The sequence below is a fragment of the Marinobacter albus genome, assembly GCF_030238305.1.
Lineage (GTDB): Bacteria > Pseudomonadota > Gammaproteobacteria > Pseudomonadales > Oleiphilaceae > Marinobacter > Marinobacter albus.
Window position 1 is genome coordinate 2,225,033 of sequence record NZ_JASSQD010000001.1, and the last position, 26,917, is coordinate 2,251,949.

Genomic DNA, 26,917 nt, shown 5'->3' on the forward strand with positions numbered 1-26,917 from the left:
TGGATGAAATTCGGATGCGAATACTGCGATGACAAAACTGGCCCTGATAACCGGCGCCAGCGCCGGCATTGGCCGTGAGGCCTGCGACCTTTTTGCCCGGAAAGGCTACAGGGTGATCGCTCTCTCACGGCAGCCAACAGGCGTGGACTCCGCGGCTCTGGAAATGACACTGGATCTTGAGTCCTTTGATCAGATTGAGGGCCTTGCGGGCGCGCTCGACAGCGAAATCGCGGGCGCCGAACGGGTTATTCTGGTCAACAACTCCGGGTACGGGCAGTTTGGGGCGCTTCGCGACCTGCCCCAATCCATGTGGAGCAAGCAATTCAGCACCCATGTGTTCGGCCCCATCAAGCTGGCTGCCGTCTGCCTGGAACTCTGCGAACAACACGGCATACCCTTGCGGGTCATCGCAGTCAGCTCCGTGCTCTCCATAGCGCCCCAGAAAATGAAAGGCGCTTACTGTGCCGCCAAATCCGCAATGAACACGGCCCATGAAAGCTTCTGGTTTGATGAACAGGGCAGCAAAAGCCTGGAAAGTGTTTCGCTGGTGCTCCCGGGGCCGGTGAAGACACGCTTCAGAGAACATGCACTCGCGGCTTTGCAGCCCCTGCTTGGCCGGGCAAGCGCCGTGCACCGGGAAAAGTACAAAGCGATGGAAGCCGCGCTCGCGCCAGGCGCCAGCATCAAGCCTTTTACCGCCAGTGCGTCGGACGTCGCCAAAAAGATCTACAGGGCCGCAGAGGCGACACGACCCAAACCCAGATATCTGGTTACCCCACAGACCTACGCTGCCGAATTTATCACCCGGTTTATTCCCCGGTCGATCCAGAGAATCATCTTGCGATAAGCCGGGCCTTCTTCACCCGCCGGGCCCGGCTCAGTTCATCCTTCACGTAAGCCCCGACAGCCTTGAGGAGACCCAGATCCGGGTCAGCCTCTTTGTCATCGGCCAACCGGAAAATCTGCTGGTAATACCAGGCCTGGCCGCCCAGTACATTTATGATTTTGAATGGCATCAGCGGACTGGCCGGGGAGAAAAATCCCCGCTGGGCAAGCTTGACGTGATCTTCATGGCAAACCGTCTTTTCGATGCGCCCATCAAGCAGATCCCTGGGTGTATCCGGATCCGTGCAGAGCGGCCGGCCAAGGCCAATCATGTCGGTCTCACCGCTGGCAACCACCTCTTCCATCAACGTGCGCGTCCGGAATCCACCGGTGACCATCAGAGGGCAATCGCACACCTCACGAATCGTCTGGGCGTAATCCAGGAAATAAGCCTCCCGTTTGCGAGTGCTTTCCCGCACGGCCGGCCCGTCGCTCGCGGTTTCGGCATCGCCACTGTACCCGAGCAACCGAGGCTGTTCGTAGGTGCCCCCGGACACCTCCAGCAGATCAATACCCTCCTCATTGAGCCAGCGCACCACGCTCACGGACTCATCGAGCGAAAAGCCGCCCTTGCGGAAATCGTCGGAATTGAGCTTCACCGCCACCGGAAACTCCGGCCCCACAGCTTCGCGAGTCGCCCGCACCACTTCGAGCAGAAAACGGGCGCGATTTTCCAGCGACCCACCCCAGCGATCGGTGCGCTGGTTGGTGACCGGCGACAGAAAAGACGACAACAAATACCCATGAGCCCCATGCACCTGAACGCCGGTGAAGCCCGCCTCTTTGGCAATCCGGGCAACGTTGGCAAAGCGCTGGATAAAGTCGAGAATCTCCGGCTCCGTGAGTGCCCGTGGACGGGCATAGTTACCCATCAGCGATAGCTGCACCGCCGAAGGCCCCATCGGGCGCGAGGTAACATAACGCGGCGACTGCCGACCGGCATGGGAAATCTGCATCCACAAATGGTTGCCGTTGCAGGTGCCCGCCTCGGCCCAGGCACGCAATTGCGCCATACCCTCGGGCTCGCCCTTCCCTTTTGTTAAATCGGGCGCCGGATCAATCGCCACGTTACCCGGCCGCTCCAGCACCCGGTGATCAATCATCACGTTGCCGGTAATCAGCAACCCCGCCCCGCCATCGGACCAGCGCCGATAAAGGGTTTCATGGCGGTGGGTGGCGTGTAGCTGATCGTCTGCCAGCCCCTCGGTCATGGCGGCCTTGGCAATACGGTTAGGCAGGACTGCTCCGCAGGGGAGTTTCAGGGGTTGGGCGAGGGGCGATTGGGGCACGGTGAATTCCTGCTGTTTATTCATAAGGTTTCATTTCAGTTTTAACTTTAAGCCGATATTGCCGATCCGGCCTACAGGCCTAACCACTCTGCCAGCTGAAGATTGGTTTTCAGCCTCAATCGCTGCTGAAGCATCCCCTCAAAGACGCCCTCTAAGCTTCGCTCCTGCCCCAGCAATGGCAGCGAGGCTTCAGCCTCCGAGAAGAACTGCTCCTCACGAGATGTGCCCACAATAGCTTGCTCCCACCAATTCACTACTCGAGGGTGCGCCTTCTTGAGCAGCAGGTCTCCGGGCAGCTTTTCGGACTTGGAGGCATTCGCCGTATGAGTCGCTGGCATCAGGTTCCAGAGATCATTGTTGTTCCATCGTGACCACGGAAAACAGTGGTCGACGTCAAACCGCTTCGCGTTGAGATTTTGGGCTGTCCACACACACTCCACCCTGCCAGTCTCGAGCTGTTGGTTAATCATTTGACGGACAGCTGACGTATCGCGCCGACCTTCAACCCACTGCAAGCCACGGTGATAGACATCCATGGAGTAACGCAGATCCCAGCTTCCCATCAAATCAATCCATTCATTAACAATCGCAGGCTCAATCCAGCACGCATAGCGACTAAATGCATCCCAGAGAAATGAAGGAACACGGAAGGTACCGAACCGGGAAAGCGTCGCTTTATCCAAGCGCACTGGTGCCTTCTTGATGGTCATCCTGGCCGAACCGCCCTCGAAGATCGGACGGTTACTGCCGGGCCAGGTCGTAAAATGTGCGGGGTTCTTGAGAATGGTCGAGCAAGCATCCCGGATAGCGCGAAGCACCACCGGGGCAACATCCGCCGACAGCGACATACCCACTCTGAAATCCAGAGGCGTGAAATTCTGCAGCTTGAAGAAATCGTCCGTGGCAAAGCCATAGCCACGACTACCGGGCGCTTGCCTCAGCTGATGCCGGAGAACCAGAGGGTGATAGAGCATAATCCAGAACAGCCCGACAGCACCAAGCGGGATATCAACCCAGTCATCGGTACGTTTAAGCGCCAAGCCGGGCGCGCCGTCAGCAATCCGGACAAGCGTTCGCAACAAACCCAGCTTGTAAGTCGATGACTTATTATCATTAACAATGATGTGACGGACAGTCGGCAATGCGCCTGTACCATCGTCCGCCAACCGAAAAGCCAGCGTCTCCCAGGAAACCTCGTCCCTCTGAAGCTCATCCTTCTTGCGCCCAGCAGGCAACGGAAGCGGGATCAGTGCCCGGCGCTTGGCGAAACTCTCCAGTTCTTCCCTGCTGACATCGTAAAAAAGCCGTTCGCCATCACCTGGCCCATGCCGGAGTGTAACTACCAGCATTCCACCGGGCGCCAAAAGCTCAGTCAGGATTCGAAAAGCACGTTCACGATCAGATGGTGGGATATGCATCCAGACAGCGGAAACAAGAATCAGATCGAAGCGATAGCTCAGCTTCCGGATCTTACCTAGATCAGGCAATTGATCGTCTAGCCAGTGAATGCTCTGACTGCGAGTAGCGCCCTGCCCCAAGTCTCTTAAGCCGGCTGCGGGCTCAACCGCGACAACATCCCAGCCCCGCGCCGCAAGGGCACCGGAATCGCGACCGCTGCCTGCGCCTACATCCAGAGCGAGGCCTGATTTATCGCCAAGGAAGGAGAGCCAGTCTTGGTGAACCTGTTCAAAGGTTAACGACTGGTACTGGTCGTAAAAAACTTTAGCCCTCTGGCTATAAACGTCAGTCAAGAATATCTATTCCAACAAGGGACATAGGCATCAACACAAAGCGCTCCTGAATTGTCAATTAGATTATCAAGGAAAGAGCACTGGCGTGAATCTCTGGCATGAATCCAGTCCCGAACATATTCACAAATGAACGCGGCGTTTGGGTTCTGTTCCGTTACTGAAGACACACCTAAAAGTGGGCTGGACCTACCTCAGTGCCGTGTGGGTGAGTTGAAGCTAACCGAAAACTCAGAATAATCTGTCCCGGCTCCATCCCAGATAGCTGTATATATTTACAGTTATTTTTAAGGTATTCTTTACCGAAGATCTAGTCCACGGGCTTGCGAACACCTATAATGGAACTTACCAGTGAGTTTTCGTCACACATTTGACCCAGAGAGGGAGTGCGTCGTGAAAGACGAAGAGGGCCTCAAGCTTATCAAGGAACTGCTCGAAATCTACGATCAGGGGTTCATTGCCCAAACTCTGAATGACTTGGGGTTCGACTCCTGGTGCAGAGAGAGTATCAACCGCTGGGTGAAAGGAAAAGCTGACAGAAAACTTAGTCATGGCGAATTTGAACACCTCAAATCCCTGTTACCGAAACCCTTTCAAGAGCAGGGCCATGAATTCCGGTTCATAGATCTGTTCGCTGGCATTGGTGGAATACGACGCGGGTTTGACGAGATTGGTGGAAAATGCGTTTTTACCAGTGAATGGAACAAATACGCTGTAAGAACCTACAAGGCTAATCATTACAGCGATCCAGAACACATTTTCAACGAAGACATCCGTGAGGTCACTCTTTCTGACAGAGAAGATGTTTCTGAAGAAGAAGCTTACGCTCACATTGACAACCTCATTCCAGATCACGATGTCTTACTCGCCGGGTTTCCCTGCCAACCCTTCTCTATCGCCGGTGTCTCGAAGAAGAATTCATTAGGGCGTGCTCACGGCTTTGAGTGCAATACTCAGGGAACCCTTTTCTTTGATGTTGCCAGAATTATCCAAGCAAAACGTCCTGCAGCTTTCCTGCTGGAGAACGTGAAAAACCTCAAAAGTCATGACAAGGGTAAAACTTTCAAGATTATCCTCGAAGCGCTGGATGAACTTGGGTATGAGGTCTCAGATGTCAATTATGATGGCCCGCAGGACCCGAAAATTATCGATGCGAAACATTTCGTTCCACAGCACCGTGAGCGAATTGTGCTGGTAGGTTTCCGCCGGGATCTTGATGTACATAACGGCTTTACTCTAAAAGACATACGAAAGCACTTTCCGGAAAACGTAACCACATTCGGCGAGATCTTGGAGCCGGAAAAGGAAGTTGATGACCGGTATATTCTAACTCCAAAGCTCTGGCAGTACCTGTACGACTACGCCGCAAAACATAAAGCTAAAGGCAACGGATTTGGGTTCGGGCTTACTGGACCCAATGATGTGGCCCGGACACTATCCGCACGTTACTACAAGGACGGATCAGAAATCCTTGTCGACCGCGGATGGGATATGGAGGCGGGCTTCGACGATATGATCAACCAGGGAAACCGGCCAAGACGGCTAACACCTAAAGAGTGCGCACGGCTTATGGGCTTTGACGAACCCGATGAGTCAAACTTCAAAGTACCTGTGTCGGATACCCAGGCATACAAGCAATTCGGAAACTCTGTAGCAGTGCCGGTTTTTCGGGCTGTGGCAAAAATGATGAAACCGAGAATTCTGGAAGCAAAATTAAAAATTGAAAAGCGGGAATCCAAAGCCGCCTGATCATGGCCGATGTTCACGACAAAAAGACCCGAAGCCGCAATATGGCGGCTATTAAGGGAAAGAATACAAAGCCCGAAGTCTGGTTGAGGAAAGAGCTCTTCAAAAGAGGCTTCCGATACAGACTCCACCGGAAAGACCTTCCGGGAAAGCCTGATATAGTTTTACCAAAGTACCGCGCTGTTATCTTTGTACACGGTTGTTTCTGGCACGGGCACCTAGGATGCCCGTTGTTCCGCATTCCCTCAACACGATCCGAATTTTGGAAAGAAAAGATCTCCTCGAACAGACATCGGGATTCACGTAACGTCGCGAGGTTACACGAACTTGGCTGGAGAGTTCTTGAGTTATGGGAGTGTTCAATAAAGGGGAAACTCCGACTCGACGAACACACGCTTATCCAATATGCATCTGAATGGATCAGAGGCTCGGACGCAGAAGCAGAGATCTCAGGATTGGATAGTTCAAAAAGCATCATCAAAAAATGTCGATAGCAGGAAGTAAAACCGAATGTCAGATTTTGGATCTCTGAACGATTATCTATCCGGCGCTGCAGTCAAACGACTTACAGCAGTTGAATGTGATCCTTCACGTTCAAACGGCCACGAAATCAACGCTACAAGCATGAAGGCTTTCATGGGCCCTGACGCCCGTTCAGACATTCCCACAACATTCGTGCGCCTCGACGATGATGAGGAGCATATCGAAAGCGTCGAGGGCACATGCTCATGGTGGTTCAGAGACCGCACCGCACAAGGTAAAGGAGTCGAATACCGGCTTTATTATCAAGATAACCCTGCGATAACGAAGGCGGAAATTGGGGATGCGTTGGCAATAGTCATGAAACCCAATAACGAACTGATTTTCGTTACTGCACCGCAAGGTTCACAATCAGAGTTAGAGCTATTTGAACTCTTCGGGCAAGACTTTGGTAATCGTTTCAAGTCGCTTGATTTTACGGATGATGAAGAAGAAATCGGTCCGATAAAGCGGTTCATTCTCGAAGAATTAGGTATAGAGATAAAAGCCAACTTTGGGGTGAATTATTTGAGCACTATCGAGAGCCACTTTGGCCCTCTGACTTTTCCCAGCACCAGAAAATTTTCACAATTGGCCAGACAACTTGGCGGCGAGCTTAGAGAATTCGACAGCGCTGACACAGCCGTCGTAACCTGGTGGGAAACGGAAGAAGCCATGTTTCGTCAGCTGGAGGGTGCGATTATCGAGGAGCGACTCGCGAAAGGATTCACTGATGCAGAGGACTTCCTTTCTTTTTCACAGTCAATTCGGCAACGACGATCATCACGGGCAGGAAGCGCCCTCGAAAACCATCTAGAGCAAACCTTTTCTGAAAAAGGCGTTCGGTTCTCCCGAGAGAAGAAAACAGAGAAAAACAAGAAGCCGGACTTTCTTTTCCCGTCAGTAGAAGACTACAGAAACAAAGACTTTCCCGCAGAACAACTTACTATGCTTGGAGTCAAAACTACATGCAAAGATCGTTGGCGACAGGTTCTAGCCGAAGCGGGAAGGATCGAAAAAAAACATCTATTCACTCTACAGCCCAAAATTTCTAGTAACCAGACCAATGAGATGATCGATTCGAAACTGCAACTGGTAGTTCCCAGATCAATTCATGTGACTTACACGGATGAACAAAAGAGTTGGCTTTTGGATCTTGAGCAATTCTTAGACATAGTAAAAAAACGAGATTGCTAATTAGACAAGTCTCGCTATGCTCACATTTTGATTCACCATGCCCTTAAAACGTTAATGACTTCCTTTAATTGCTTACAACAAAGGGCGCTTCGTAAAAGACTTGCCTTCCGGACGTTCCTCCGAGCGCCCGGAAGACTTGAGACCAATCACAAATCAATTCACGTTAGGCATCAATCTCCTTAAACCTGTCAAACTCGCGAGGGAGAAGGCGCACCAAATCGTCGGGATCCATCGCATAGAAATCATAAGTGCGCTCAAATTGTTTTAGTACTTGACTCAGACGGCGAGCGCCGGCACCACCAGCCCCCCGCTTTCGTCCATTATTTTGCTTATCCCAGAACAAATGAAAAATAGCTCCTATCATGGAGCGGTTAGTAATGAGCTTCTGGTTTGCTGCAACCTGCGCCCATAGCTCTCCGGGAACATTCACAGGACCATTGAGCAGAACTACCAGCTCATCCTCCATATCTTTGTGTGCTGCATAGACCTGCCAAATTGACGCAAGGTAATGACGGTAATAGCGTTTCCAGTTGTCGGGCTCAGCTACCCAGATCGCCAGCTCGCCGGGGTTATAACGTCCGCTACTACGCTTGCACAACCTGTTGAAAAGGTACGCCGAGCACCAAGTCCAGAACCCCTTATCACGTTCTGCTGACTGCAAACCGAGGTTATGGACAACCTCGTCAAGTCCCTTCGCGGTTTTCAATCGATCAGAAAGATCCAAAGCATCAAGCCAACCTGTGTCACCACCAATCTCAGTAGCATATTCCGAAGGGACCAGAAGCTCTTGCGGAAATTCCTGAGGATGCTCGGTTTTCAGGCTATCGAGATACCGGATGAAGCGCTCAATTCCCTGTGCAGTTAAACGACATATCTTCATTTCCACACCCCTGAGTCAAACTCCCCAATAATCTGATTTCGGACACTGATCCGGCTGCTGATTAGTCTTACCGCATCATCTAGCCATCCCTCATGATCATCTGCATCTTCATCAGGCACGCCTGCCCCCAACTGTCTCGCGAACAGAAGCCAACGGGTTGAAAGTTCATCCGGATCGCTAAGCTCCGGATCCCATTCTGAAGAAACAATTTTGGCCAGAATCTGACGCATCGCAGCTGGGAGAATGAACCCCCGAAACAAGAGCGACCGAACTACCTGATCTTTGCTGCCCAACTCCTGTTCGACTTGTAGAGTTGCGTTCTGGTCATCGTAATTGACCCTCCAGAGGACTCCATAGCCCGACAGATCAGCACTTGCAACTGGCAGAATGCTCTTGTGGTTCTGATCCGGCTTGTCGTCTTTGTCATGCGGCCTGACGTTCTCGGCGATGGCTTCCAAGAGACCGACACTCTCGTCAACCACTTTGATCCGGAATGACAAACCTTCAGCGTCGTCAAACTCCTCAAGCGTGATCGAATTCTTTCTGACGCTCGGAGAGACCTTACCGAGTTCCTCCCGGGAGAAACGAGTCTTCGACTGCCCCTCAAGAAAAACCGTGCTTTCAGGTGAAAGATGATAATCAGCAAGGTCGACCGAAACATCAACAACGGGCTTCTCGTGAAAATCACCACGCAGCCTGATGCTGATGTCCTCACGGAGGATTTTTTTGCGGCCGGTATAGTTAAATCGTTTCATCTGTTTCCAGCGCCTCCGATCGCACGTCAACAATAATGTCGCGGTCAGGATCAAACCCTGTAATTTTCACTTCAAATTCGTTATCACGTGCCGAGAACTTAATCGTGTTACCACCCAACTCGAGGTTTTCGACATTCTCCGCCTGCGGCTCATCTACATACTTAGCCTTATCAAGTGCGAAGTCGTTTTTGTGGTACTTTTTCAAAGCACTCGCTTTTGATGCGCCCACAAAGTCGTATGCTACGGCAACCTCATAAGAGCGTGGCGAGGCTAAGGGCTCTCTTGGCCCCCTCAGAACAAAGCCTTCATCAACCTTGGAAAGCCTATAGTGCCTGGGCCTCGGTTCAGGGGGGTTGGGGGGCGTTGGTTCCGGCTGGCCACCAGTGTTTTTTTTCTTCTTTTTGAGCCGCTGGTCAGGGACGTCTTCTTCACTCTCTGGCTGCTCTAGGTAAAAGATGTCAGAAAGCACAGTGAAGTCCTCTTCCTCATCACCCTGACTCATGAGCTGTAGAGCCTTGCTAACACTAAGTCTGACGAAATCTATCGTGGTCGGGCCCCACTGGTATTTACCTTTAAACTTCGTAGCATTCTTTTCCCATTCCGTATGAGCCGGGTTTTCGGAATCTCCGAGAAGAGTGGCTAGCGGCCCACCCTCTATAACCACGAGACTTATAAACCCCCTCACCTTCGGCACGCGGTCCTCGGGTATAGTGATGCCCTCGCGAATAAAACGTGGCTTGCGCGACTGATCTGAAAGATCTCTGGTGAGATACATATCGAAATAGGACTCAACCGGCACAGCACCTTTTTTCTTGCTTTTAATGTAGAGCGGACATTTCAGATGCAAGATGACACCTGGCTCCTGAAGTTTCTCCTGGCACTGAGAAGCCAGCTCAGGAGTCATATAGTCCTTGTCCCAAGAAGGCTTTAAAGGAGTTTCCGGTAGCCTTAATACGATCTTGTGGACGCTCTTACAACCAACTACATCAGAAGCAAGCCTCACTAACGGCTCCATCTCCGGGATGCGTGCAGCGGGCAGCAAAGAACCGAGGTTATGATGAATAGAGTCGGCGTCAATAATGTGCTCAGTCATACCTCTGCAACCTCCACCAACAGCTGGCCATTCAAGATTGGCCAGAAATACTCATTCACGACATATTTTGAAAGGGTCTTTACGGAAATATCTTCCTGAACGTAAGGCATGATCAGTGAAAGGCCTGTCTTCTTCCGGTCTCTGGCAAGACCAAAGTTTTCAACGATCTGGTTAAATAGGGCTTCGCTTTCAACAGGCATTGGAAAGTAGTCATCACCACCCTCATCCTCGTCGAATACGCCCCACCACGCGTCTGGCGTATAAGCCACACCATCCACATGATGCGATTTGAGGACACTCTGACCGGCAATAAGACACCTTTGATCAGTGCTTCGAACGGTAACAGCTATAAAGGTTCGGATGCCGCTGGCCTTCGGGACCACATATTTCCCTATGCCGTGACGTCCCCTTACGCCATCCTGCTTTCCAGATTGCCCCTCAGCGCGCATGAAGTAGTAGAAAGAGTTTCCTGGTTGCTCGTCATTGACTTTCTCATCACCAATAAGCCCACAAGTATTAAAGTCTTCATATACCAGAAACCGGCATGGGTCAGATGGACAGGGAGGAGCTTCCAAACCATTATCCTCGGCAGAAAAATGCTTCCAAGCCTTTTCAGGAATGTAGCGGCGCATGACCCCGCTCTCAGGTTCATGCTTACCAATACTCAATCGGACCCTCACAGGTTCCTGCGATGCTGGATTTGCTTTCGCATCAAGCGAGTTCTGAATAAGCTCTCTTATCAATGCCTGCGCATCCTCATCAATGCTAGCGTTTGTAAAAAAACTTGCCTGCATCGGGTCTCTGGATTTCTGACTCCGACGCTTCCGCTCAAACTTCCAACTAGCTTCCATGACCGCCCTCCAGCATCATTATTATGATTCTGTTCAATATCAAAGCTTAAATATTTCGTCCTCATCGGCGCCTTTACTGTCGAATTTTGACTTCATATCTTCAACAGCTTTCTTAAGCGCTTGGTAGATTTTCTTCGCGTCCTCCTCTGTGTACGAATAGTTGCTCCTGTTGGAAAGATTACCAATCAATTTAATGTCCTTTAATGCCTTCGTAACCCTAGCTTCGGCCAACCGTACAAACTTCTCTCTATCCCTATTTTGAGGCATAGCTTAAAACCTCCGCTACCATTTTTTAATAGTACATACGATAGTACATTTTTCAAATATTGGCCAAATTTTTTTGAATATAACCATGCATGGAATATCTACCTGAGACAACACTCGCAACAGATAATGAAGAGAGCTGGACCCACTGATCAACACAAAGTCTTCAGTAAAAAACGGCTTCACAGAGCCTTTGGAAGTGTTAATGAAGCGTCTATGGCTTCTGCCAGCTTGAAGAAGATTTTATTAACATGGCTTCTAAATCCGCCCCCTTTTGCAAAGCACTGTTTTTTTTTGCAACAGCAACCTTGCAATCCGGCTTCTTGCCGCGGAGCTCTCCCATAGGTAACGGACAAATTCTGACTTGCTTCATTGAGGCAACTGACTACCCCGCTCCTTCGATGCATCAATATCCACAGGCGGCACCCCCAGGTCCTGCCACTTCTCCGGATGACAGGTAAACAGCAATATCTGATGCCGGCTGGCCGCATCAAACAGGATGCGCTTCATGTCTTCTAGTCTGTCGCTGTCACTATGCACCAGAGTGTCGTCGAGGATGACCAGCGTTGGCCTTCCCGCTTCCCGCAGCAGATCGGCATAGGCCAGACGGCTGATCAGGCCCATCTGTTCCCGGGCGCCAAAGCTCAGTTCGGTAATCAGCCCAAGCTCTGTGCCCCGGCTAAAGGTGCCCGGCCGTAGCTGTTCATCCACTTCCAGCGACGCTTCCGGGAAAAGCACAGAGAGGTAGTGATTGAGGTGCTTTTGCAGGGGCGCCTGAAGGCGGCGTGTCAGTGCCTGGCGTTTTTCCGTGAGCAAATTAAGCAGCAGGTCCAGCGCCTGGGCACGGCGGTGCAGTTCCTCGTAGCGACGATTGCATTGGTCGAGTTCCGCCTCTTTCTCGTTGAGCTGTTCTTCCAGCCCTTCCGCGCCCCAGGCTTCCAGCCTGACTTTGATATCGCGCAGTTCTCGCCCACGGTTTTCCTGGGTCTGGCGCAGCTGGTTGACCGCGTTCTGGTAGCGTTCGATGTCCTGTCGGAGAAAGTCCGGGCGGGCATCGCGAATTTCCCGTTCGCGACGCTCAAGGCTGGCTTCCAGTTCGGCCTGCTGCTTTTCGAGGTTGGCCAGATCGGTGGTTATCTGGCGAAGTTGCTGCTGGCGTTCCGGATTCTTTTCTTCATCCGCCAGCCGCTGCCATTCCCTTTTCGCATTGTCCCGGGCTTGCTTCAGGGCCGACAGCCTGGACTGGTGCGCTCGCTCGTCGGATTCCGCTTTGTCCAGGGCGGCGCTGGCCTGGGTAAACACGGCCTCGGCTTCCTCCAGAGTGGGAACTGTTTCGTTTGAGTCCGGTTTCGGCGTGGAATCGAGTTGTTTTCTGGCTTTTTCCAGTTCGCTTTCGGCCTCGCTTTGTTCAAAGACAAGTTGCTCGATACCTGCCGGGGCCACGGTTTTGAACAGATCTTCAGCGTGCTTTACGGCTCTTTCGGCACTTTCGAACGCGGAGAGACGATCCTCTGCCTGTTTTAACGATTCCACGCCAAGGGTCTTCAGCTGTTCCGCGAGGTTCTCCTCCAGCGCTTTGAGCTTCCGGCGCGTGCTGGCCAGTTCTTCCCCGCCGGGTGTTATGCCCAGGGTACCCACGCCGGGAATAACCAGTGTCGATTCTTCCAGAAGCTGTTGTTCGCCTTGCCCGACCAGCGGTTCGTTGTTCAGCGTCAGTGAAGCGTCAGCATCCAGTCGCCAGCTCAATCGAGTGGCGATGGTCTGTGAACGAATGGTTTCTTCGTTGAGCTGACTCCCGGTCGCTCGCAGTTTTTTGACCAACTCTGGATCGATCCGGTTTTCCCTGGCCTGCAGCCTGGCTTGCTCCAGCTGCCGCTGGTATTCCGTGGCTTTGGCGAGGTTCTGGCTGATCACTTGTTGTTGCTGTTCGAGCCGCCTCAGATCCTGCTCCAGCCGCTGCCGGGTTTGCAGCAGGCCCGCCAGTTTCCGTTGCTTTTCCGCTTGCTCGTAGGCGGTTCTGGCTTCGGTTAAACGGCCTGTGACGGCCGGCGTTTGTGCTTGAGCCACGGAGAGGTCGTGCTCAGCGCGATCCAGCTCTGCCTTTCGGCTCTCCAATTGGCGACTGAGCCCTTCCAGATGCTCTTTGTTCTGCTGCAACAGACGGTGGTTTTGCTGCTGCTGGGCAAACGTAGCCTTCTCCTGGTTTTGCTCCTGCTCCAGGCGCTCGACCTTTTGATAGCGCGCCCGGGCTTCCTCCAGATGGCGTTGAGCGTCTTCCCAGGGCCGCTCGGCTTCCGCCTGCTCAAAGTCCTGGGTCAGTTTGCCAAGCCGGTCGACCTGTTCCTGGTATTTATGAACTCGCTCCTTCAGCTCTTCGATTTCAAGTTGGTACTGGGCGCGGTCTTTTTCCAGTTTCAGATAATCTCCACGGGGCTTGCCGGTTCCGGTCAGCAGGATGTCCCGCTGGCTGCGAACCGTCTCGATCAGGTCATCGCCCCCGGAACTGGCCACTTCTCCGACCATGGAATTCAGGGCGGACTTCAGATGATCTCCGGCGTGTTCTATGGCCTGCTCAATGTCCTGCCCGGTGCCCTGCTCGACCCACAATAGTCCCGGTATGCCCCAGTGCTCGGCTTTGCTGGCGCCACGTTTCGGGTACTGGTAGCCCAGCAGTTCAGCCAGTTTTTCTTCCGCATCGTCTTCACTGTAGGACTCGGTGCCAACAACCAGGTCGCACCGTTTACGCTGCAGAAAGCTTTTAGTGAGCCGCCAAACGCGGTTGTCGTGCTCAAAGTCCAGCTCAATGGTGGGTGCCGCGGCGGAGTCGCCCCACGGGCGCAGATCGTCAACGGCCGTTGAACGATAACGCTCGAAAAACGCCGCTCGGATGGCACGTACCAGCGTGCTTTTACCGGACTCGTTGGGGCCGTGAATCAGGTTGAGGCCGGGCTGCAGGTTGTCCAGAACAAAGGGTTTGCGGAACTGGCGCAGCTGTTCAATGCGCATTCGCTGCAGCTTCATTGCCCCGCCTCCTGTTCACGCTCCCGCAGTAAACCCGCCAGGATGGCCAGCGCATCCCGGGCGGTGTCATCCTGCACGCCTTCCTGGCGCTCGCGCAGGCTCTCAACCACTTCGCCCACGTAGCCATCCGCTTTCAGAGCCGCGATGTCTTCGTCCGTCGGGGCAAGCTGGAGCCCACTTCGCTCGCAGCGAAGGCTGCGGAATCGTGCTTCCGCAACCGACAACGCCTTCAACAGGGTTTCTTCGCCGGCCAGGGTCACCGAGCCTTCAAGGCGCAGATCAACAACAGCAGATTCGGGCAAGGTGTTCAAACGTTCCAGCAACTGTTCAAGATCGGACTGAACTGCGAGAGTTTCCCGCCATTGGTGCCATTGATACCGCCCGGTTGGTAGTTGAGTCACTGTTGGGGTTGCCCCTGGCTCGGACACATCAACGATCAGGGCATTGCCCGCTTCGTTGTTGCGAAACCGTTCCGGCTCGGGCGTCCCGCTGTACCAGGTGCGTTCATCAATCTGTTTGGTGCCGTGCCAGTCGCCCAGGGCGAGGTAGTCGAGCCTGCTGGCTTCTGCGCGGTTCGGCGCGATGGGGTTGGTGGAATCGATCTCGTCCGGCAACAGGCCCTGGACACTACCATGGGCCAGGCCGATTCTGGGAAAACCTTCCGGCGTTTCGTATCCGCTGAAGGGCTCGGTGAGGTCACCATACGTGTGGCGCTGGGTCAGCGGCGCGCAGAGGATGCTGAGGCCCTGAGCTTCCAGATTGATAACGCCGGGCTGCAACGCGAAATGTACATTCTCCGGTACCGCACCCAGGCGCTGGGCTCTCGTCCAGACGCTCTCCGCGAGTGCGGCGTCGTGGTTACCCGGAATCATGACCCAGGGTCCGACAAATCCCTTTGTGGCGTTGAATACCCGCCGAATGGTGCGGTCGGACACCGTTTGTGCATCAAAAACGTCACCGGCTACCAGAACCGCATCGCAGTGATGCTCATTGGCCAGCCGTGCAAGCGTTTCAATGGCCTCGAACCGGGCCTCGACCAGGGCCGCACCGTCTTCCGTTTCGAAACGGGTAAACGCCCGGCCCATTTGCCAGTCTGCCGTATGCAAAAACTTTGGCATTTTATCTTCCTGAGAGATCTGGGAATTTTCGCGCCATTCTAGACTACCCGCGAACACTTTACAGATGCGATGCGACAAACAAAGTCGTCAGAGTTTCAGGGAAACAGGTCAGGACCGACCAAACGTCGACAGACGCAAGCCAGTGAAGGAATGCTTGGGTGGAGTAACTACATGGAGAAATAATGGAGGCGCGGGTCGGAATCGAACCGGCGTACACGGAGTTGCAGTCCGCTGCATAACCACTCTGCCACCGCGCCGGTAAAAGTCCATCAGGAATCTTCGGACTTTCATGCTCTCAGGTGGGCTGTGAGAGACTGTGTTGAGTTGGAGCGGGAAACGAGATTCGAACTCGCGACCCCAACCTTGGCAAGGTTGTGCTCTACCAACTGAGCTATTCCCGCTTGGTCAACGAGGGCGTATTCTACGGATTCGGCCGTTTTCGTCAACCTATTTTTTCAACTTTATGTTTTATATCGATTTCTGGCCATTATTTGTTCGACATGTTACATAGCCCTCACTGGCAGATACTCGCAGGAGTCTCTAAGCTTGTGAATAGACGGTAAAACAAACAATGGATTGTCAATTAACGTGACCAGCCCCGCCAGTGAGGAAAACCCTGTGTTCGCGGCGAGTGCTTCAACCCCCGGTGAAGCTGTCGTGGACGGCACTTCCCTCGTCATTCGTGGCGACTGGACGCTGTCGGATTATGAGCACCTTAAAGGGGTCGTCTCTTCCACGTTAACGAACCTCTCCCGCATCAAATCGTTCAACCTGTCCGGCCTCGGACGACTGGATACCGCCGGGGCGTCTCAACTGGTTTCCCTGCTTGGCGCCGAACGCCTTCATGACCTGGCTTCCCGTGAAGGCGCTGTTGCCCCTGAAAAGTCGGCGCTGCTGTGTGCTGTCTGTTCGGCCATGGCGAATCGTCCCGAGCCAGAGCTCGCTCGGGTTTCCAGGTTGACCCGTTTCCTGGCCGAAACCGGCGAGAAGACCGACGGAATCTTTCAGCTCCTCAAGACCCTCAACGGTTTCATTGGCCAGACATTGGCGACCCTGTTCTGGGTACTGCCACGACCCTGGCGCTGGCGCGTCACACCTTTTGTGGCTGCCATCCAGGAAACCGGGCTCAACGCATTACCGATCGTAGCGCTGCTTACCTTCCTGGTGGGCGCAGTCGTCGCGTTCCTCGGTGCTACTGTACTCGAGAGTTTTGGTGCGACCATCTACACCGTTAACCTCGTCACCTTTTCATTCCTGCGGGAATTCGGAGTGTTACTGGCCGCGATCCTTCTGGCCGGCAGGACCGCGAGCGCCTTTACCGCCCACATCGGCGCCATGAAGGTCAACGAAGAGCTTGATGCCATCCGGACATTGGGCCTCAATCCCATTGAAATTCTGGTGCTGCCCCGGGTGCTCGCAATGATGGTGAGCCTCCCGATCCTCACCTTTGTTGGCATGATCGCAGGTATCGCTGGAGGCGCTGCTGTCTGTGCCCTGTCACTCGACATTTATCCTGCACAGTTCCTGGCCATTGTCGAACGGGACACAGAACTCCGTCACTTCCTTGTTGGGCTCTCAAAGGCCCCGATTTTCGCATTCCTGATCGCTATCATCGGCTGCCTTGAGGGATTCAAAGTCAGCGGTAGCGCACAATCGGTTGGCGAGCACACCACCTCAAGTGTGGTTCAGTCCATTTTCATGGTGATTCTGTTTGATTCGATCGCCGCGATGTTCTTCATGGAGATGGGGTGGTAAGCGTTTATGAAACATCACCAGCTTGAACCGCACCCTGACTCCGTGGGCGAAACCGTTATCCAGGTGCGAGGTCTGTGTAACCAGTTTGGAACTCACGTCATTCACAAGGACCTGGACCTCGACCTGATGAACGGCGAGATTCTCGGCGTGGTCGGTGGATCCGGAACCGGTAAGACGGTTCTGTTGCGAAGCATCGTGGGGCTTAATCCCCCCTCGTCCGGCCATATTCGGGTGTTCGATAAAGACCTTGAACAATTACCGCCCAGGCAACGTTCCCTGGTCGAACAACGACTCGGCGTTCTGTTCCAGGGTGGCGCGCTCTTCACGTCGCTGAACCTTCAGGAAAACATAGCCGTTCCCCTGATCGAGCATGCCGGGCTGAGCCGTCCGGAGGCGGAACGCCTGGCCCGCATGAAACTGGCACTCACGGGATTGCCGCCCGAGGCGGCCCTTAAATATCCAGCGGAACTGTCCGGCGGCATGGTCAAACGTGCAGCACTGGCACGGGCCCTAGCCCTGGACCCGGAAGTTCTGTTTCTGGATGAACCCACTGCGGGTCTTGATCCGATTGGCGCGGCCGCATTCGACCGGCTCATTGTGACCCTTCGGGATGCCCTTGGACTCACAGTCTTTCTGGTGACTCACGATCTCGACACCCTGTATGCAACTTGCGATCGGATTGCGGTGCTGGCGCAGAAAAAAGTCCTGGTGGCGGATCGGCTGGAACGGGTTGCCGCCACCGATGACCCATGGATACAGGACTATTTTAATGGCCCCAGGGGACGCGCCGCACAAAACGCGTTCGAGGCCCACTCACCCAGGTCCCAGGAGTAAACACCATGGAGCCAAAGGCCCACCACGTGATTATTGGCTTGTTTACGGTTACGGCGTTTGCCGCAGCGCTTGGTTTTGCCCTCTGGCTTGGCAAGTCCACAGCCGATCGGGACTGGGCCTACTACGAAATCGGTTTTGACCACCCGGTGAGCGGACTTTCCGAGGGTAATCCTGTGCTCTACAGCGGTGTCCAGATAGGTGATGTTGTTGAAATGAAACTGGATCCCCAGGACCCCAGCCACGTCCGCGTGCTGATTCGTGTCGATCAGCAGATTCCGATACGGGAAAACACCCGGGCAGGCCTGGTGCTGGCAAACATTACCGGGAGCATGAGCATCCAGTTCAGTGGCGGCAGCCCGGACAGTCCCGCACTCAAAGGTGACCGACAAAACCCTCCGCTGATCATGGCCAAGCCCTCTGCGTTCGATAGCTTGCTGGCCAACGGCGAGGACCTGCTGCAAAAAGCCGATTCGCTGCTGGCCAACGCCAACCGAATGTTTTCTGATCAAAACACCGAGAATCTTACGATCATTCTTGCAAACACCCGGGAAGCAACGGATGCCTTGCTTGCCCAGAGGGATTACCTGGACGCGCTACTTGAACGACTCGACTCCGCTGGCAAACGGGCGGGCGAAGCTGCTGTCAAAGTAGCCATGGTGTCGGACAATGCCAACGCCATACTACAGAATGAGGGCCGCGCCGCGCTGACTTCACTGGATGAGGCACTGCAAACCCTTCAGGCGACCTCCTCCCGCATTGACAGGCTGACCCGGGAGAACGAGGGTGCGATGGACTCAGGTCTTCAGGGCATGGGCGAGTTGGCGCCGGCGTTGCGGGAACTGCGCAGCACACTGCGAAACCTCAATCAGTTCACGCGCCGGCTCGGGGAAGACCCCACTCGCACCCTCTGGGGCGGTGAAACCATGAAGGAGCTGTCACAGTGACCGGATTTCTGCCTTCGTTGACGATGACCACGCTGCTGCTGACCGCATTAGCCGGATGCACCGTATTCCCCACCCCGGAGCCTCCCCGGGTCATGGATTTCGCTGTGCCCGATCCGACCTTTCGGGCGCCGGAAACACGCCCTTACTCGTTTCGCGTGGATACACCCTATGCCTCGGACCCGTTGAGCAGCAACCGCATTCTGGCCAAGCCCACGCCCTGGGAGTTTCAGGTCTACGACGGAGTCCGTTGGCGGGATACCGTCCCGGTCATCGTACGTGACTTGCTGGTAAAGACCATTCGGGCCAGCGGCGGCTTTGAAAACGTCATCAGTGACACCAATCCGGCCGATGCCGACTGGACTCTGGTCATCGAATTGTCTGCGTTTCACACCGAAAATAATGCCGAGACGGTGACCGCGGTGATTGAGCTGCATGGTCAGGTTATCGATAACCGATCCCGTGCCACCCTGTGTTCCGACAGTTTCCGGATTGAACAACCGGCGGAAGGATCCGACATCGAAGCGGTGGTCAAGGCGTTCAGCCAGGCCGGTGAACGGCTCTCTCAAACCATCACTGAGTGGGCAACCCGGTGTAATGGAGCGGCAAGTCAGGAAGCAGGAAACAGGTCCGACCAAGCCGCTTTCAGGTAAAGCCCCATGGACCAGAGCGTCAAGCCAGCGGCGACATACAGCAGCGCGATGGCAACATCTGACCACACGACGCCCGGAGGAAAGGCCAACAGGCCAACAATGGCAGCCATCTGGGCCGTGGTCTTGATCTTGCCAATGTAGGACACCGCCACGCTGGCACGACTCCCCATTTCGGCCATCCACTCCCGAAGCGCCGAGATCACGATCTCCCGCCCGATAATAACGGTCGCGGGGATAGTAAGCAGAATCGCTGCATGCTCCTCAATCAAGACCGCCAGGGCCACAGCCACCATCAGCTTATCGGCCACCGGGTCGAGAAACGCCCCAAATGGAGTGCTTTGATCAAGTTTCCGGGCCAGATAGCCATCGAGCCAGTCCGTGAGTGCCGCCAGGGCAAAAATGCAGGCACTTACCAGATAACTCCATTCCACAGGCATGTAAAAAATGATCACAAAAACCGGGATCATGATAATGCGGGAAAGAGTGAGAATGTTGGGTAAATTCATGCTGTCCTTAATCGTCATGCAACGCTGCGTAGATGTTTTCCGCCAATGACTTGCTGATGCCTTGAACCTTGGTCATCTCATCCACACTGGCTTTGCGGAGTTCCTGTATCCCACCAAAATACCGGATCAGATCACGCCGTCGTTTGGGGCCGACGCCCTCGATGCCTTCGAGGGTCGACTGACGCCGCTTTTTATCCCGACGGGCCCGGTGGCCGGTAATCGCGAACCGGTGCGATTCGTCACGAATATGCTGGATCAGATGCAGTGCCGGCGAGTCGGCAGGCACCCGGAAGACATCGCCGGTCATGGCATCGATCAACTGTTCCATGCCCGCTCTTCGGGTAACGCCCTTGGCAACACCGATCAGCGGTATATCCGAAATCCCGAGCTCGTCAAACACTTCCCGGGCAATATTCAACTGGCCCTTACCACCGTCAATAAAAACCAGATCGGGACGTTTGCCCTCCCCGGCTACCATGCGCTTGTAGCGACGGCTCAAAACCTGTCGCATGGCCGCGTAATCATCCCCTGCGGTAATATTTTCGATGTTGTACAGGCGATAGTCACTTTTCAAGGGGCCATTTTCGTCGAAAACCACGCAGGATGCGACGGTATTTTCCCCATGGCTGTGGCTGATGTCGAAACATTCCATACGGGACGGCGTTTCAGCCAGCTCCAGCAAGTCGCGCAGCGCCAGCAACCGACGGTAAACCGTCTCCTTACTCGCCAGATGAGTCAAAAGGGTCTGGCGGGCGTTAGTCATGGCCAGTTCCAGCCAGCGCCGGCGTTCACCTCTGACGTTGCCACGAATCCGCGTTTCCCGGCTGGCCGCCTCTGACAGCGCTTCCGCCAACAGCTCCTGCCCGTCAACGTCGACCGGGACCAGGATGTCCCGGGGAATTTCCCGACGGGTGTTGCCGCCAAAATAATACTGGCCAAGAAACGCGCTTAACAACTCTCCTTCGGTTTGTTCTATGGAATAGCGGGGGAAATAGTCCTTGGTGCCGAGCACCCGGCCACCGCGCACGATAATCACCACAATGCACACGATACCGGCATCCTGGGCAATGGCAATCACATCGGCGTCCCCGCCTTCACCATCAACGGACTGCTGCTCCTGAACATGGCGCAGGTGATTGATCTGGTCCCGGTACGCTGCGGCCTTTTCGAACTCAAGGTTCTTCGAGGCTGCCTCCATGGCGTTCATCAGATCATGAAGAATTGCAGGGTTCTTGCCTTCCAGGAACATTGTGGCGTGCCGAATATCCTCCTGGTAGTCCTCCGGACTGATGTACTCGACACAGGGCGCTGTGCAACGATTGATCTGATACTGCAGGCAAGGGCGGGTTCTGTTTCTGAAATAGCTTTCACTACAGGATCTTATGCGGAAAACCTTTTGTAGTACGTTAAGGCTTTCCTTGACTGCTCCGGAGCTTGGGAAGGGCCCGAACCAGGTTCCGCCACCCTTTTTCGTTCGCCCTCGCCGAAAGGTCAGCGACGGGTAGTCGCTATGAGACGAGAGGTAAATATAGGGGTAGGATTTATCGTCCCGAAGCAGGATGTTATACGGTGGCCGAAGGGACTTGATCAGGTTCTGTTCAAGCAGAAGTGCTTCGGTTTCGCTTCCGGTGATGGTGACCTCTATGGACGAGATTTTGGCCACCAGGGCTTCGGTTTTCGGCGCCAAGCCGGTCTTGCGGAAATAACTGCTCACCCGCTTTTTCAGGTTTCGCGCCTTGCCCACGTACAGCACCGAACCGTCTTCATCGTACATACGATAGACGCCGGGCCGTTCTGTGAGCTGCTTCAGGAAGTTCTTGCTGTCGAACTCCGCTGGATAACTGGCGGGCTCAGACCTTGTCGGCATCAAGCAACCCGAGCCGGACGGCCATCAGGGCCAACTCAACATCGCTGGAAATTTCCAGCTTCTCGAAAATGCGGTACCGGTAGCTGTTCACCGTTTTCGGGCTCAGGCACAGCTTGTCCGAAATGTCCTGAACTTTCTGGCAGTCCACAACCATCATCGCAATCTGCATTTCACGCTCGGAGAGCCGCTCAAAGAGGGACAGCTCACCGTCGTCTTCCCGGTCACCACTCAACTGCTTGAGCGCCATTTTCTGAGCGATTTCAGGGCTTATGTAGCGCTGACCGGAGTGGGCCATGCGAATAGCGCGCACCATCTCTTTTATGTCGGCGCCCTTGGTGATGTAAGCCGTCGCCCCGCTCTGCATAACCCGGGTCGGATAGGGATCGTCAGCGCAGGCCGTCACGACAATCACGCGCACGGAATCATCGATCCTGAGGATGCGGCGGGTGGCTTCCAGACCGCCGATTCCGGGCATCCGAATGTCCATCAGGACAATGTCTGGTTGTTCCCGGCGGACAAAATCAATGGCATCCTCGCCGGAGGACGCCTGCCCTATGACTTCCAAGTCGGGGTTATCCGCCAGCATCCGGGTAATCCCGGAACGCACCAGCTCGTGGTCATCGACAACCAATACCCTGATCAAAATTCACCTCGTACACGGACTACGGGAAAACTGAGGGAGTGTACCGGGTACCTTAGCATCCGGACAGGATTAACCCTAACTTCTCCTTAGACAATACCTCAAGATGGCGCACCCAGCCCAGCGGTATTCTCCACCGGGTCAAACCAGACGACCAGGTCGCCTCGTTTGACTGCGATCCGCACCCGGCTTCGTTCAGCCAGGGGGTGCTCAGTATCGTTGAGCCCATGGTACCGGGTGCAGTACTCATCAACCAGCCCGTCAATCTGGTCTTCCGTCAGTAATTCACTGTCAACAATGAATTTTTCCTGTCGGGGGTCCGGTTGGGGCTGAAAGGCTGCGTCGTCGGTCATGGGTCCTCCTGTCTTGTCGGACATGGTAAGGACTATGGTCGGGCGAGAGAAGCCTTTTGTTCCGAAATCGGCCTTCCCAGGTGCTAAGCGGCATCATTGCCGGTTTTAAAGTGGGCAGTTAACTGACGCATGGTCAGATCATCCCTCCGCAGGGCCTCGCTGGCGGACCGGGTATTCTCAATGTTTGTGCCCAGGAAATCAGCGCTTTCATCCAACATTGCAGACCTACGTCCGACCCGGGATCGCTTCAAAAACCGGCCTCGATTGCCTATCATCCCCGACTCACGAAAGGTTGGACGCTAATGAATCATTCCGTTTTCAGGCTCACACTGCCCATCCTGTTTGGCTATCTTCCCTTGGGCATGGCGTTCGGGGTGCTTTTCGCCACCCAGCTGGACTACGCCTGGTGGATTGCCCCGTTGATGGGGATCCTGATTTTCGCCGGCGCCGGGCAGATTCTGGCCGTCAGTCTGCTGGCCGCCGGTGCGGGACTCGTGGAGGTTTTCGTGGCCATGTTCGTCCTGAACGCCAGGCATCTGTTTTACGGCCTGTCTCTTCTTGGGCAATTCCGGGGCGCGGGCTGGCGCAAGCTTTACCTGATCTTTGGACTGACCGATGAAACCTATTCACTTCTGACCAGCCGGCCTCGTGGGCCCGACAGGGCATACGAGCAAACGGTGGATTTTCGCATTACCGCTTTCAATCAGAGTTACTGGGTGATCGGCTGTACCCTCGGTGCGGTCCTTGCAGACAATGTGGTATTTGACAGCACCGGGATCGAATTCGCTCTTGTTGCCCTGTTCATCGTCCTGACTCTGGAGCAGTTCAAGGCGCTCGGAGACAGCTTCCCAATCTGGACCGGCGCTGCGGCGGCGGGCACCGCAATGGTGGTCATACCGCCGGCGCACCAACTGATCGGCGCAATCGGCATTGTCACCATGGTATTGCTCTTACATTACCGGAGGTCGGAAGCCAGACGTAAAGATGGGGAGGTCAGTCATGGATGAAACGACGTACATTGCCGCGTTCATAGCTGTCGCGGCCGTCGCAACGTTCGCGACGCGGGTGATTCCGTTCCTGTTTTTTGAACGCCACACTGACCATCCACTCGTCCAGCATCTAGGGCGCTACCTACCGGCCTCAGTAATGGCTCTGCTGGCGGTGATATTCCTCCAGCGCTCGGCGAGCTGGACCGGATCCGTGCCGGGCCTAGACGCCCTGGTTCCCGGACTTCTGGTGGTCTGCCTGCACCTGTGGCGAGGCAATGCTCTGCTGTCCATCGCCGCAGGTACCGCCAGCTACATGATGTTGAAGCAAACCGGGATACTGGGGGCCTAAGCCCGATCCTCCAGATTGGCTACCAACCGGGAATCCTGAACGGCGGCGGTACGATGCTTCACGACCCCCTTATAATCGGGACTTTCAATCATCGCCATAAACGCATCAATCGACGGGTAGCGAACCAGAAGAACCTGATCCCAGGATTCATCAGGCGGCGCAATCAACGAACCGACGCTGTGCCCGGACCAGATCACTTCCGCACCAACAGCCTTTACGCAGGCAGCGGCCTCTTGCATATAGAGTGTGTAAGCTTCCCAGCCTGACCGTTCAGGTGACTCGTCAGTGTAGTTGGCTCGATCCCGGAACCTCAGGAGGTTTAGCATGACCACGGGTTGGTCTTTGGGGGTATCCGCAAGCACTTTCTGAAGTTGCTCGTGGGTGGGATTTATGGCTTCCATCCTGATCCTCTAATTTTGCAGCATCCGGCCATCACTATATCCCAGCCCGGGTGCTGGGGCGAAAGCGATTTCATTACCTTTCGTTCAGGCTGCCCCTTTTGTGATGATAGTTTACTACCTACCAACCACTTACAATATCTCGCTCTTGATGCGTGACTCGTTCCGCATTCCATTCGCCGACTACTGGATCAGAACCCGGCATGACTCTGACTGCGATTTTCCTGCAAACCCTGGAGACCACCCTCCCCGTTTTCGCCATGGTTTTTATCGGGCTGGGACTTCGCCGCATTGGCTGGATAGACAGTGCCTTCATCCATACAGCGTCTGCCCTGGTCTTCAAAGCAACACTTCCAACACTGGTATTCCTGAGTATTATCCGGGCGGATCTGGATACCGCCCTGAACCCCGGGCTGCTCGCATTTTTCCTGCTTGCGACTTTCGCCAGCTTTGGAATTGCCTGGCTCTGGTCGCTCTGGCGAGTCGACCGGGAGGACCGGGGTGTGTATGTCCAGGGCGCCTTTCGCGGCAACTGCGGAATTGTGGGGCTGGCACTGGCCGCCAACCTGTACGGTGACTTCGGGTTATCGGCAGGCGGCATACTCCTGGGGCTTGTGATCATCTCCTACAACGCCCTGTCGGTAACCGTGTTGATTGCCTACCAACCGGGGCAATCCGCCAGCTGGCAGAAGATCTTTCACGACATTGTTCGCAATCCATTGATCCTCTCTGTGGTGGTGGCCATCCCCTTCGCCTGGCTCGACGTCCGGTTACCGACGTGGGTTATGACATCAGGCGATTACTTTGCTTCCCTTACACTGCCCCTCGCGCTTCTTTGTATTGGCGCCACCGTATCCTTGAGCGCAATCCGCAGTGACAGCAGAACGGCGTTCAGTTCCAGCACGCTGAAAATGGTGGTCTTGCCCGCCCTGTGCACGTCGGCAGCCTGGCTTGCCGGCTTTCGGGGCCCGGAGCTGGGGCTTATGTTCCTGTTCTTCGCCAGTCCTACCGCGGCGGCAAGCTTCGTGATGGTCAAGGCGCTCGGGGGCAATGACCGCCTGGCGGCCAACATCATTGCGCTGACCACATTGATGGCGAGCGTCACTGTCACGATTGGGGTCTTTCTGTTACGCAGTTACGGGGTCATCTGAGAGCAAACGTCGCGTACGGCGTCGAATCCACGCTGGCAGCCACCGAGATAACCGCCGCCAAACAGGTTGTAGTGGTTGAGGTAATGGTAGAGGTTGTAGATATCCCGCTTGCGGGGATACTCCGGTGTGCGGGCATACATGCGGTCGTAGGCCTCGTAAAACGGCTGCCCGAAGCCACCGAACATTTCGGTCATCGCCAGGTCCGCTTCCCTGTCCCCGCAATAGACTGCAGGGTCAATCAGCCAGGGCGAGCTCGCATCAAACAGGGCGTTACCACTCCAGAGATCGCCGTGCAGCAGGCTCGGGTGCTCGCAGGAACGATCCAGCCAGCCGGTCAGTCCCTTCCCGTAGCGTTCGAGTATTCCCTCGAATTCAGCCCGAATCTCCGGAACTCTGATCCTGCCCACCTGATAACCCAGCCGGTCGTTGACAAAAAACTCCCCCCAGGAATCCGACCACCGATTGGGTTGAGGAGAGAGTCCGATGTAATTATCTCGGCTCCAGCCGTACTGATCCTGCTTCAGCTTGTGCATCAGGGCGAGCCCTTCACCGAGCATCGAGAGGGCCTCATCAGTAGCGGGCTTCGACTGTATGGCCGTCATTTCAAGCAGATCGTTATTGACGTGTAGGACTTCCGGGATCCGGATACCCGTCACCCCTGCCTGTTCCAACGCGGCCCGGAGGCTCTCAAGCCCCTCCGCCTCACAAATCAGGGCGTCGGCGAATCCGGTGGTATTGTGTTTGGCAAACATGGCGCTACCCTTCCTTGAATCGCTTCCGGCCGGGGAGTTAGATTGACCTCAGGCTAACATGTAACGGAGTGCAGGACCGATATGGACAAGAAACGCTGGAAAATGACGATTTCAGGCAAAGTTCAAGGGGTGTATTACCGGGCCTCCACCGAAGAGGAAGCCAGGCGCCTGGGTCTCTGCGGCTATGCTCGAAACCTGCCGGACGGGCGCGTTGAAGTCATCGCCGAAGGAAGCCCCGAGGAACTCCGGCAACTGCATCAATGGTGCCTGGAAGGGCCGCCTGCGGCCAAAGTAACGGATATCGAGGTTGAGGAGCAGCGGGCCAATGGGGAATTCCACAATTTCGGGGTGAGATACTGAGGT

At 54.8% G+C, this 26,917-nt stretch carries 26 protein-coding genes and 2 tRNA genes; 12 read left to right on the forward strand and 16 right to left on the reverse strand.

Going from position 1 to position 26,917, the window contains the following annotated elements:
* Positions 1-28: 28 nt before the first annotated feature.
* Positions 29-847 carry an SDR family NAD(P)-dependent oxidoreductase gene (locus QQF73_RS10315; protein WP_285368133.1) on the forward strand — a complete coding sequence of 273 codons (819 nt, stop codon included), beginning with the start codon at positions 29-31 and terminating at the stop codon, positions 845-847.
* On the opposite strand, the gene QQF73_RS10320 is transcribed toward QQF73_RS10315, so the two are convergent.
* Together QQF73_RS10320 and QQF73_RS10325 are read right to left on the reverse strand one after the other, a co-directional pair.
* Positions 834-2,198 (reverse strand): NADH:flavin oxidoreductase/NADH oxidase family protein, encoded by a 1,365-nt coding sequence (locus QQF73_RS10320; protein ID WP_285368135.1) that lies wholly within the window; start codon positions 2,196-2,198, stop codon positions 834-836. The two genes, QQF73_RS10315 and QQF73_RS10320, sit on opposite strands and share 14 nt — an antisense overlap.
* 47 nt (positions 2,199-2,245) lie before the next feature.
* A complete protein-coding gene (locus tag QQF73_RS10325; protein ID WP_285368137.1) occupies positions 2,246-3,925 on the reverse strand; it encodes a class I SAM-dependent methyltransferase in 1,680 nt (559 codons plus the stop codon).
* Positions 3,926-4,315: 390 nt separating this feature from the next.
* Here QQF73_RS10325 and dcm point away from each other — a divergent pair, with 390 nt between their 5' ends.
* Genes dcm through QQF73_RS10340 form a run of 3 tightly spaced genes read left to right on the forward strand, consistent with a single transcriptional unit; the run spans position 4,316 to position 7,384 of the window.
* The gene (dcm, locus tag QQF73_RS10330; RefSeq protein WP_285368140.1) at positions 4,316-5,671 is read left to right on the forward strand and encodes a DNA (cytosine-5-)-methyltransferase; all 1,356 of its coding nucleotides are present in this window, start codon (positions 4,316-4,318) and stop codon (positions 5,669-5,671) included.
* 41 nt (positions 5,672-5,712) lie between these two features.
* A complete protein-coding gene (locus QQF73_RS10335) occupies positions 5,713-6,162 on the forward strand; it encodes a very short patch repair endonuclease (RefSeq protein WP_425607957.1) in 450 nt (149 codons plus the stop codon).
* A gap of 16 nt (positions 6,163-6,178) precedes the next feature.
* Complete coding sequence (locus QQF73_RS10340) at positions 6,179-7,384, forward strand: type II restriction endonuclease (RefSeq protein ID WP_285368144.1); 1,206 nt, start codon at positions 6,179-6,181, stop codon at positions 7,382-7,384.
* A 163-nt stretch (positions 7,385-7,547) separates the two neighbouring features.
* On the opposite strand, the gene QQF73_RS10345 is transcribed toward QQF73_RS10340, so the two are convergent.
* The 8 genes from QQF73_RS10345 to QQF73_RS10380 form a co-directional block, all read right to left on the reverse strand.
* A complete protein-coding gene (locus QQF73_RS10345) occupies positions 7,548-8,270 on the reverse strand; it encodes a hypothetical protein (protein ID WP_285368145.1) in 723 nt (240 codons plus the stop codon).
* Positions 8,261-9,019, reverse strand: a complete 759-nt coding sequence (locus QQF73_RS10350) for a hypothetical protein (RefSeq protein WP_285368146.1) — start codon at positions 9,017-9,019, stop codon at positions 8,261-8,263. Before QQF73_RS10350 ends, QQF73_RS10345 begins: the two co-directional genes overlap by 10 nt.
* Positions 9,006-10,112 (reverse strand): hypothetical protein, encoded by a 1,107-nt coding sequence (locus tag QQF73_RS10355; protein ID WP_285368147.1) that lies wholly within the window; start codon positions 10,110-10,112, stop codon positions 9,006-9,008. The genes QQF73_RS10350 and QQF73_RS10355 overlap by 14 nt, the downstream gene beginning before the upstream one ends.
* On the reverse strand, positions 10,109-10,963 hold the full coding sequence (locus tag QQF73_RS10360) for a hypothetical protein (RefSeq protein WP_285368148.1): 855 nt from the start codon (positions 10,961-10,963) through the stop codon (positions 10,109-10,111). Before QQF73_RS10360 ends, QQF73_RS10355 begins: the two co-directional genes overlap by 4 nt.
* Positions 10,964-11,596: 633 nt before the next feature.
* Positions 11,597-14,248: an AAA family ATPase gene (locus tag QQF73_RS10365; protein ID WP_285368149.1), complete on the reverse strand. Its 2,652-nt coding sequence runs from the start codon at positions 14,246-14,248 to the stop codon at positions 11,597-11,599.
* Positions 14,245-15,366: a metallophosphoesterase family protein gene (locus tag QQF73_RS10370; RefSeq protein ID WP_285368150.1), complete on the reverse strand. Its 1,122-nt coding sequence runs from the start codon at positions 15,364-15,366 to the stop codon at positions 14,245-14,247. Before QQF73_RS10370 ends, QQF73_RS10365 begins: the two co-directional genes overlap by 4 nt.
* Positions 15,367-15,549: 183 nt before the next feature.
* Positions 15,550-15,623 (reverse strand) — tRNA-Cys (locus QQF73_RS10375).
* 68 nt (positions 15,624-15,691) lie between these two features.
* Positions 15,692-15,767 (reverse strand) — tRNA-Gly (locus QQF73_RS10380).
* Between the two features lie 187 nt (positions 15,768-15,954).
* On the opposite strand from QQF73_RS10380, the gene QQF73_RS10385 reads away from it, so the two are divergent.
* Genes QQF73_RS10385 through QQF73_RS10400 form a run of 4 tightly spaced genes read left to right on the forward strand, consistent with a single transcriptional unit; the run spans position 15,955 to position 19,549 of the window.
* Positions 15,955-17,121, forward strand: coding sequence for an MlaE family ABC transporter permease (locus QQF73_RS10385; RefSeq protein ID WP_425607953.1), 1,167 nt, complete (start codon positions 15,955-15,957; stop codon positions 17,119-17,121).
* A 6-nt stretch (positions 17,122-17,127) separates the two neighbouring features.
* The gene (locus tag QQF73_RS10390) at positions 17,128-17,955 is read left to right on the forward strand and encodes an ABC transporter ATP-binding protein (protein WP_219865541.1); all 828 of its coding nucleotides are present in this window, start codon (positions 17,128-17,130) and stop codon (positions 17,953-17,955) included.
* A gap of 5 nt (positions 17,956-17,960) precedes the next feature.
* Positions 17,961-18,899 (forward strand): MlaD family protein, encoded by a 939-nt coding sequence (locus QQF73_RS10395; RefSeq protein WP_219865540.1) that lies wholly within the window; start codon positions 17,961-17,963, stop codon positions 18,897-18,899.
* Positions 18,896-19,549: an ABC-type transport auxiliary lipoprotein family protein gene (locus QQF73_RS10400; protein WP_285368152.1), complete on the forward strand. Its 654-nt coding sequence runs from the start codon at positions 18,896-18,898 to the stop codon at positions 19,547-19,549. Before QQF73_RS10395 ends, QQF73_RS10400 begins: the two co-directional genes overlap by 4 nt.
* Here QQF73_RS10400 and pgsA read toward each other — a convergent pair.
* From pgsA to QQF73_RS10420, 4 genes are all read right to left on the reverse strand, one after another.
* Positions 19,507-20,055 carry a CDP-diacylglycerol--glycerol-3-phosphate 3-phosphatidyltransferase gene (gene pgsA, locus QQF73_RS10405; RefSeq protein WP_219865539.1) on the reverse strand — a complete coding sequence of 183 codons (549 nt, stop codon included), beginning with the start codon at positions 20,053-20,055 and terminating at the stop codon, positions 19,507-19,509. The genes QQF73_RS10400 and pgsA overlap by 43 nt on opposite strands.
* Before the next feature lie 7 nt (positions 20,056-20,062).
* Complete coding sequence (gene uvrC / locus QQF73_RS10410; protein ID WP_219865538.1) at positions 20,063-21,922, reverse strand: excinuclease ABC subunit UvrC; 1,860 nt, start codon at positions 21,920-21,922, stop codon at positions 20,063-20,065.
* Positions 21,906-22,565 (reverse strand): UvrY/SirA/GacA family response regulator transcription factor, encoded by a 660-nt coding sequence (gene uvrY, locus QQF73_RS10415; RefSeq protein WP_219865537.1) that lies wholly within the window; start codon positions 22,563-22,565, stop codon positions 21,906-21,908. Before uvrY ends, uvrC begins: the two co-directional genes overlap by 17 nt.
* A gap of 98 nt (positions 22,566-22,663) precedes the next feature.
* On the reverse strand, positions 22,664-22,915 hold the full coding sequence (locus QQF73_RS10420) for a YheU family protein (RefSeq protein ID WP_285368156.1): 252 nt from the start codon (positions 22,913-22,915) through the stop codon (positions 22,664-22,666).
* Positions 22,916-23,217: 302 nt separating this feature from the next.
* On the opposite strand from QQF73_RS10420, the gene QQF73_RS10425 reads away from it, so the two are divergent.
* Positions 23,218-23,922, forward strand: a complete 705-nt coding sequence (locus QQF73_RS10425; RefSeq protein ID WP_285368157.1) for an AzlC family ABC transporter permease — start codon at positions 23,218-23,220, stop codon at positions 23,920-23,922.
* Entirely contained in the window at positions 23,915-24,253 is a 339-nt protein-coding gene (locus QQF73_RS10430) for a branched-chain amino acid transporter permease (RefSeq protein ID WP_219865534.1), read from the forward strand. The genes QQF73_RS10425 and QQF73_RS10430 overlap by 8 nt, the downstream gene beginning before the upstream one ends.
* On the opposite strand, the gene QQF73_RS10435 is transcribed toward QQF73_RS10430, so the two are convergent.
* Positions 24,250-24,654: a DUF1330 domain-containing protein gene (locus QQF73_RS10435; RefSeq protein ID WP_219865533.1), complete on the reverse strand. Its 405-nt coding sequence runs from the start codon at positions 24,652-24,654 to the stop codon at positions 24,250-24,252. The genes QQF73_RS10430 and QQF73_RS10435 overlap by 4 nt on opposite strands.
* Positions 24,655-24,854: 200 nt before the next feature.
* Here QQF73_RS10435 and QQF73_RS10440 point away from each other — a divergent pair, with 200 nt between their 5' ends.
* On the forward strand, positions 24,855-25,802 hold the full coding sequence (locus tag QQF73_RS10440; RefSeq protein ID WP_285368158.1) for an AEC family transporter: 948 nt from the start codon (positions 24,855-24,857) through the stop codon (positions 25,800-25,802).
* On the opposite strand, the gene QQF73_RS10445 is transcribed toward QQF73_RS10440, so the two are convergent.
* Positions 25,787-26,554, reverse strand: a complete 768-nt coding sequence (locus QQF73_RS10445; RefSeq protein ID WP_285368159.1) for a fructosamine kinase family protein — start codon at positions 26,552-26,554, stop codon at positions 25,787-25,789. The two genes, QQF73_RS10440 and QQF73_RS10445, sit on opposite strands and share 16 nt — an antisense overlap.
* 81 nt (positions 26,555-26,635) lie before the next feature.
* Here QQF73_RS10445 and QQF73_RS10450 point away from each other — a divergent pair, with 81 nt between their 5' ends.
* Positions 26,636-26,914 (forward strand): acylphosphatase, encoded by a 279-nt coding sequence (locus tag QQF73_RS10450; protein ID WP_285368161.1) that lies wholly within the window; start codon positions 26,636-26,638, stop codon positions 26,912-26,914.
* Positions 26,915-26,917: the final 3 nt, after the last annotated feature.

Coding starts and splice junctions, on each gene's coding strand:
- QQF73_RS10355 (WP_285368147.1), bottom strand. CDS start 10,112: ATGACTGAGCACATTATTGACGCCGACTCTATTCATCATAACCTCGGT.
- pgsA (WP_219865539.1), bottom strand. CDS start 20,055: ATGAATTTACCCAACATTCTCACTCTTTCCCGCATTATCATGATCCCG.
- QQF73_RS10315 (WP_285368133.1), top strand. CDS start 29: ATGACAAAACTGGCCCTGATAACCGGCGCCAGCGCCGGCATTGGCCGT.
- QQF73_RS10370 (WP_285368150.1), bottom strand. CDS start 15,366: ATGCCAAAGTTTTTGCATACGGCAGACTGGCAAATGGGCCGGGCGTTT.
- QQF73_RS10365 (WP_285368149.1), bottom strand. CDS start 14,248: ATGAAGCTGCAGCGAATGCGCATTGAACAGCTGCGCCAGTTCCGCAAA.
- QQF73_RS10320 (WP_285368135.1), bottom strand. CDS start 2,198: ATGAATAAACAGCAGGAATTCACCGTGCCCCAATCGCCCCTCGCCCAA.
- QQF73_RS10440 (WP_285368158.1), top strand. CDS start 24,855: ATGACTCTGACTGCGATTTTCCTGCAAACCCTGGAGACCACCCTCCCC.
- QQF73_RS10395 (WP_219865540.1), top strand. CDS start 17,961: ATGGAGCCAAAGGCCCACCACGTGATTATTGGCTTGTTTACGGTTACG.
- QQF73_RS10390 (WP_219865541.1), top strand. CDS start 17,128: ATGAAACATCACCAGCTTGAACCGCACCCTGACTCCGTGGGCGAAACC.
- QQF73_RS10430 (WP_219865534.1), top strand. CDS start 23,915: ATGGATGAAACGACGTACATTGCCGCGTTCATAGCTGTCGCGGCCGTC.
- QQF73_RS10445 (WP_285368159.1), bottom strand. CDS start 26,554: ATGTTTGCCAAACACAATACCACCGGATTCGCCGACGCCCTGATTTGT.
- QQF73_RS10435 (WP_219865533.1), bottom strand. CDS start 24,654: ATGGAAGCCATAAATCCCACCCACGAGCAACTTCAGAAAGTGCTTGCG.
- QQF73_RS10450 (WP_285368161.1), top strand. CDS start 26,636: ATGGACAAGAAACGCTGGAAAATGACGATTTCAGGCAAAGTTCAAGGG.
- QQF73_RS10350 (WP_285368146.1), bottom strand. CDS start 9,019: ATGAAACGATTTAACTATACCGGCCGCAAAAAAATCCTCCGTGAGGAC.
- QQF73_RS10340 (WP_285368144.1), top strand. CDS start 6,179: ATGTCAGATTTTGGATCTCTGAACGATTATCTATCCGGCGCTGCAGTC.
- QQF73_RS10335 (WP_425607957.1), top strand. CDS start 5,713: ATGGCGGCTATTAAGGGAAAGAATACAAAGCCCGAAGTCTGGTTGAGG.
- QQF73_RS10360 (WP_285368148.1), bottom strand. CDS start 10,963: ATGGAAGCTAGTTGGAAGTTTGAGCGGAAGCGTCGGAGTCAGAAATCC.
- uvrC (WP_219865538.1), bottom strand. CDS start 21,922: ATGCCGACAAGGTCTGAGCCCGCCAGTTATCCAGCGGAGTTCGACAGC.
- QQF73_RS10425 (WP_285368157.1), top strand. CDS start 23,218: ATGAATCATTCCGTTTTCAGGCTCACACTGCCCATCCTGTTTGGCTAT.
- QQF73_RS10420 (WP_285368156.1), bottom strand. CDS start 22,915: ATGACCGACGACGCAGCCTTTCAGCCCCAACCGGACCCCCGACAGGAA.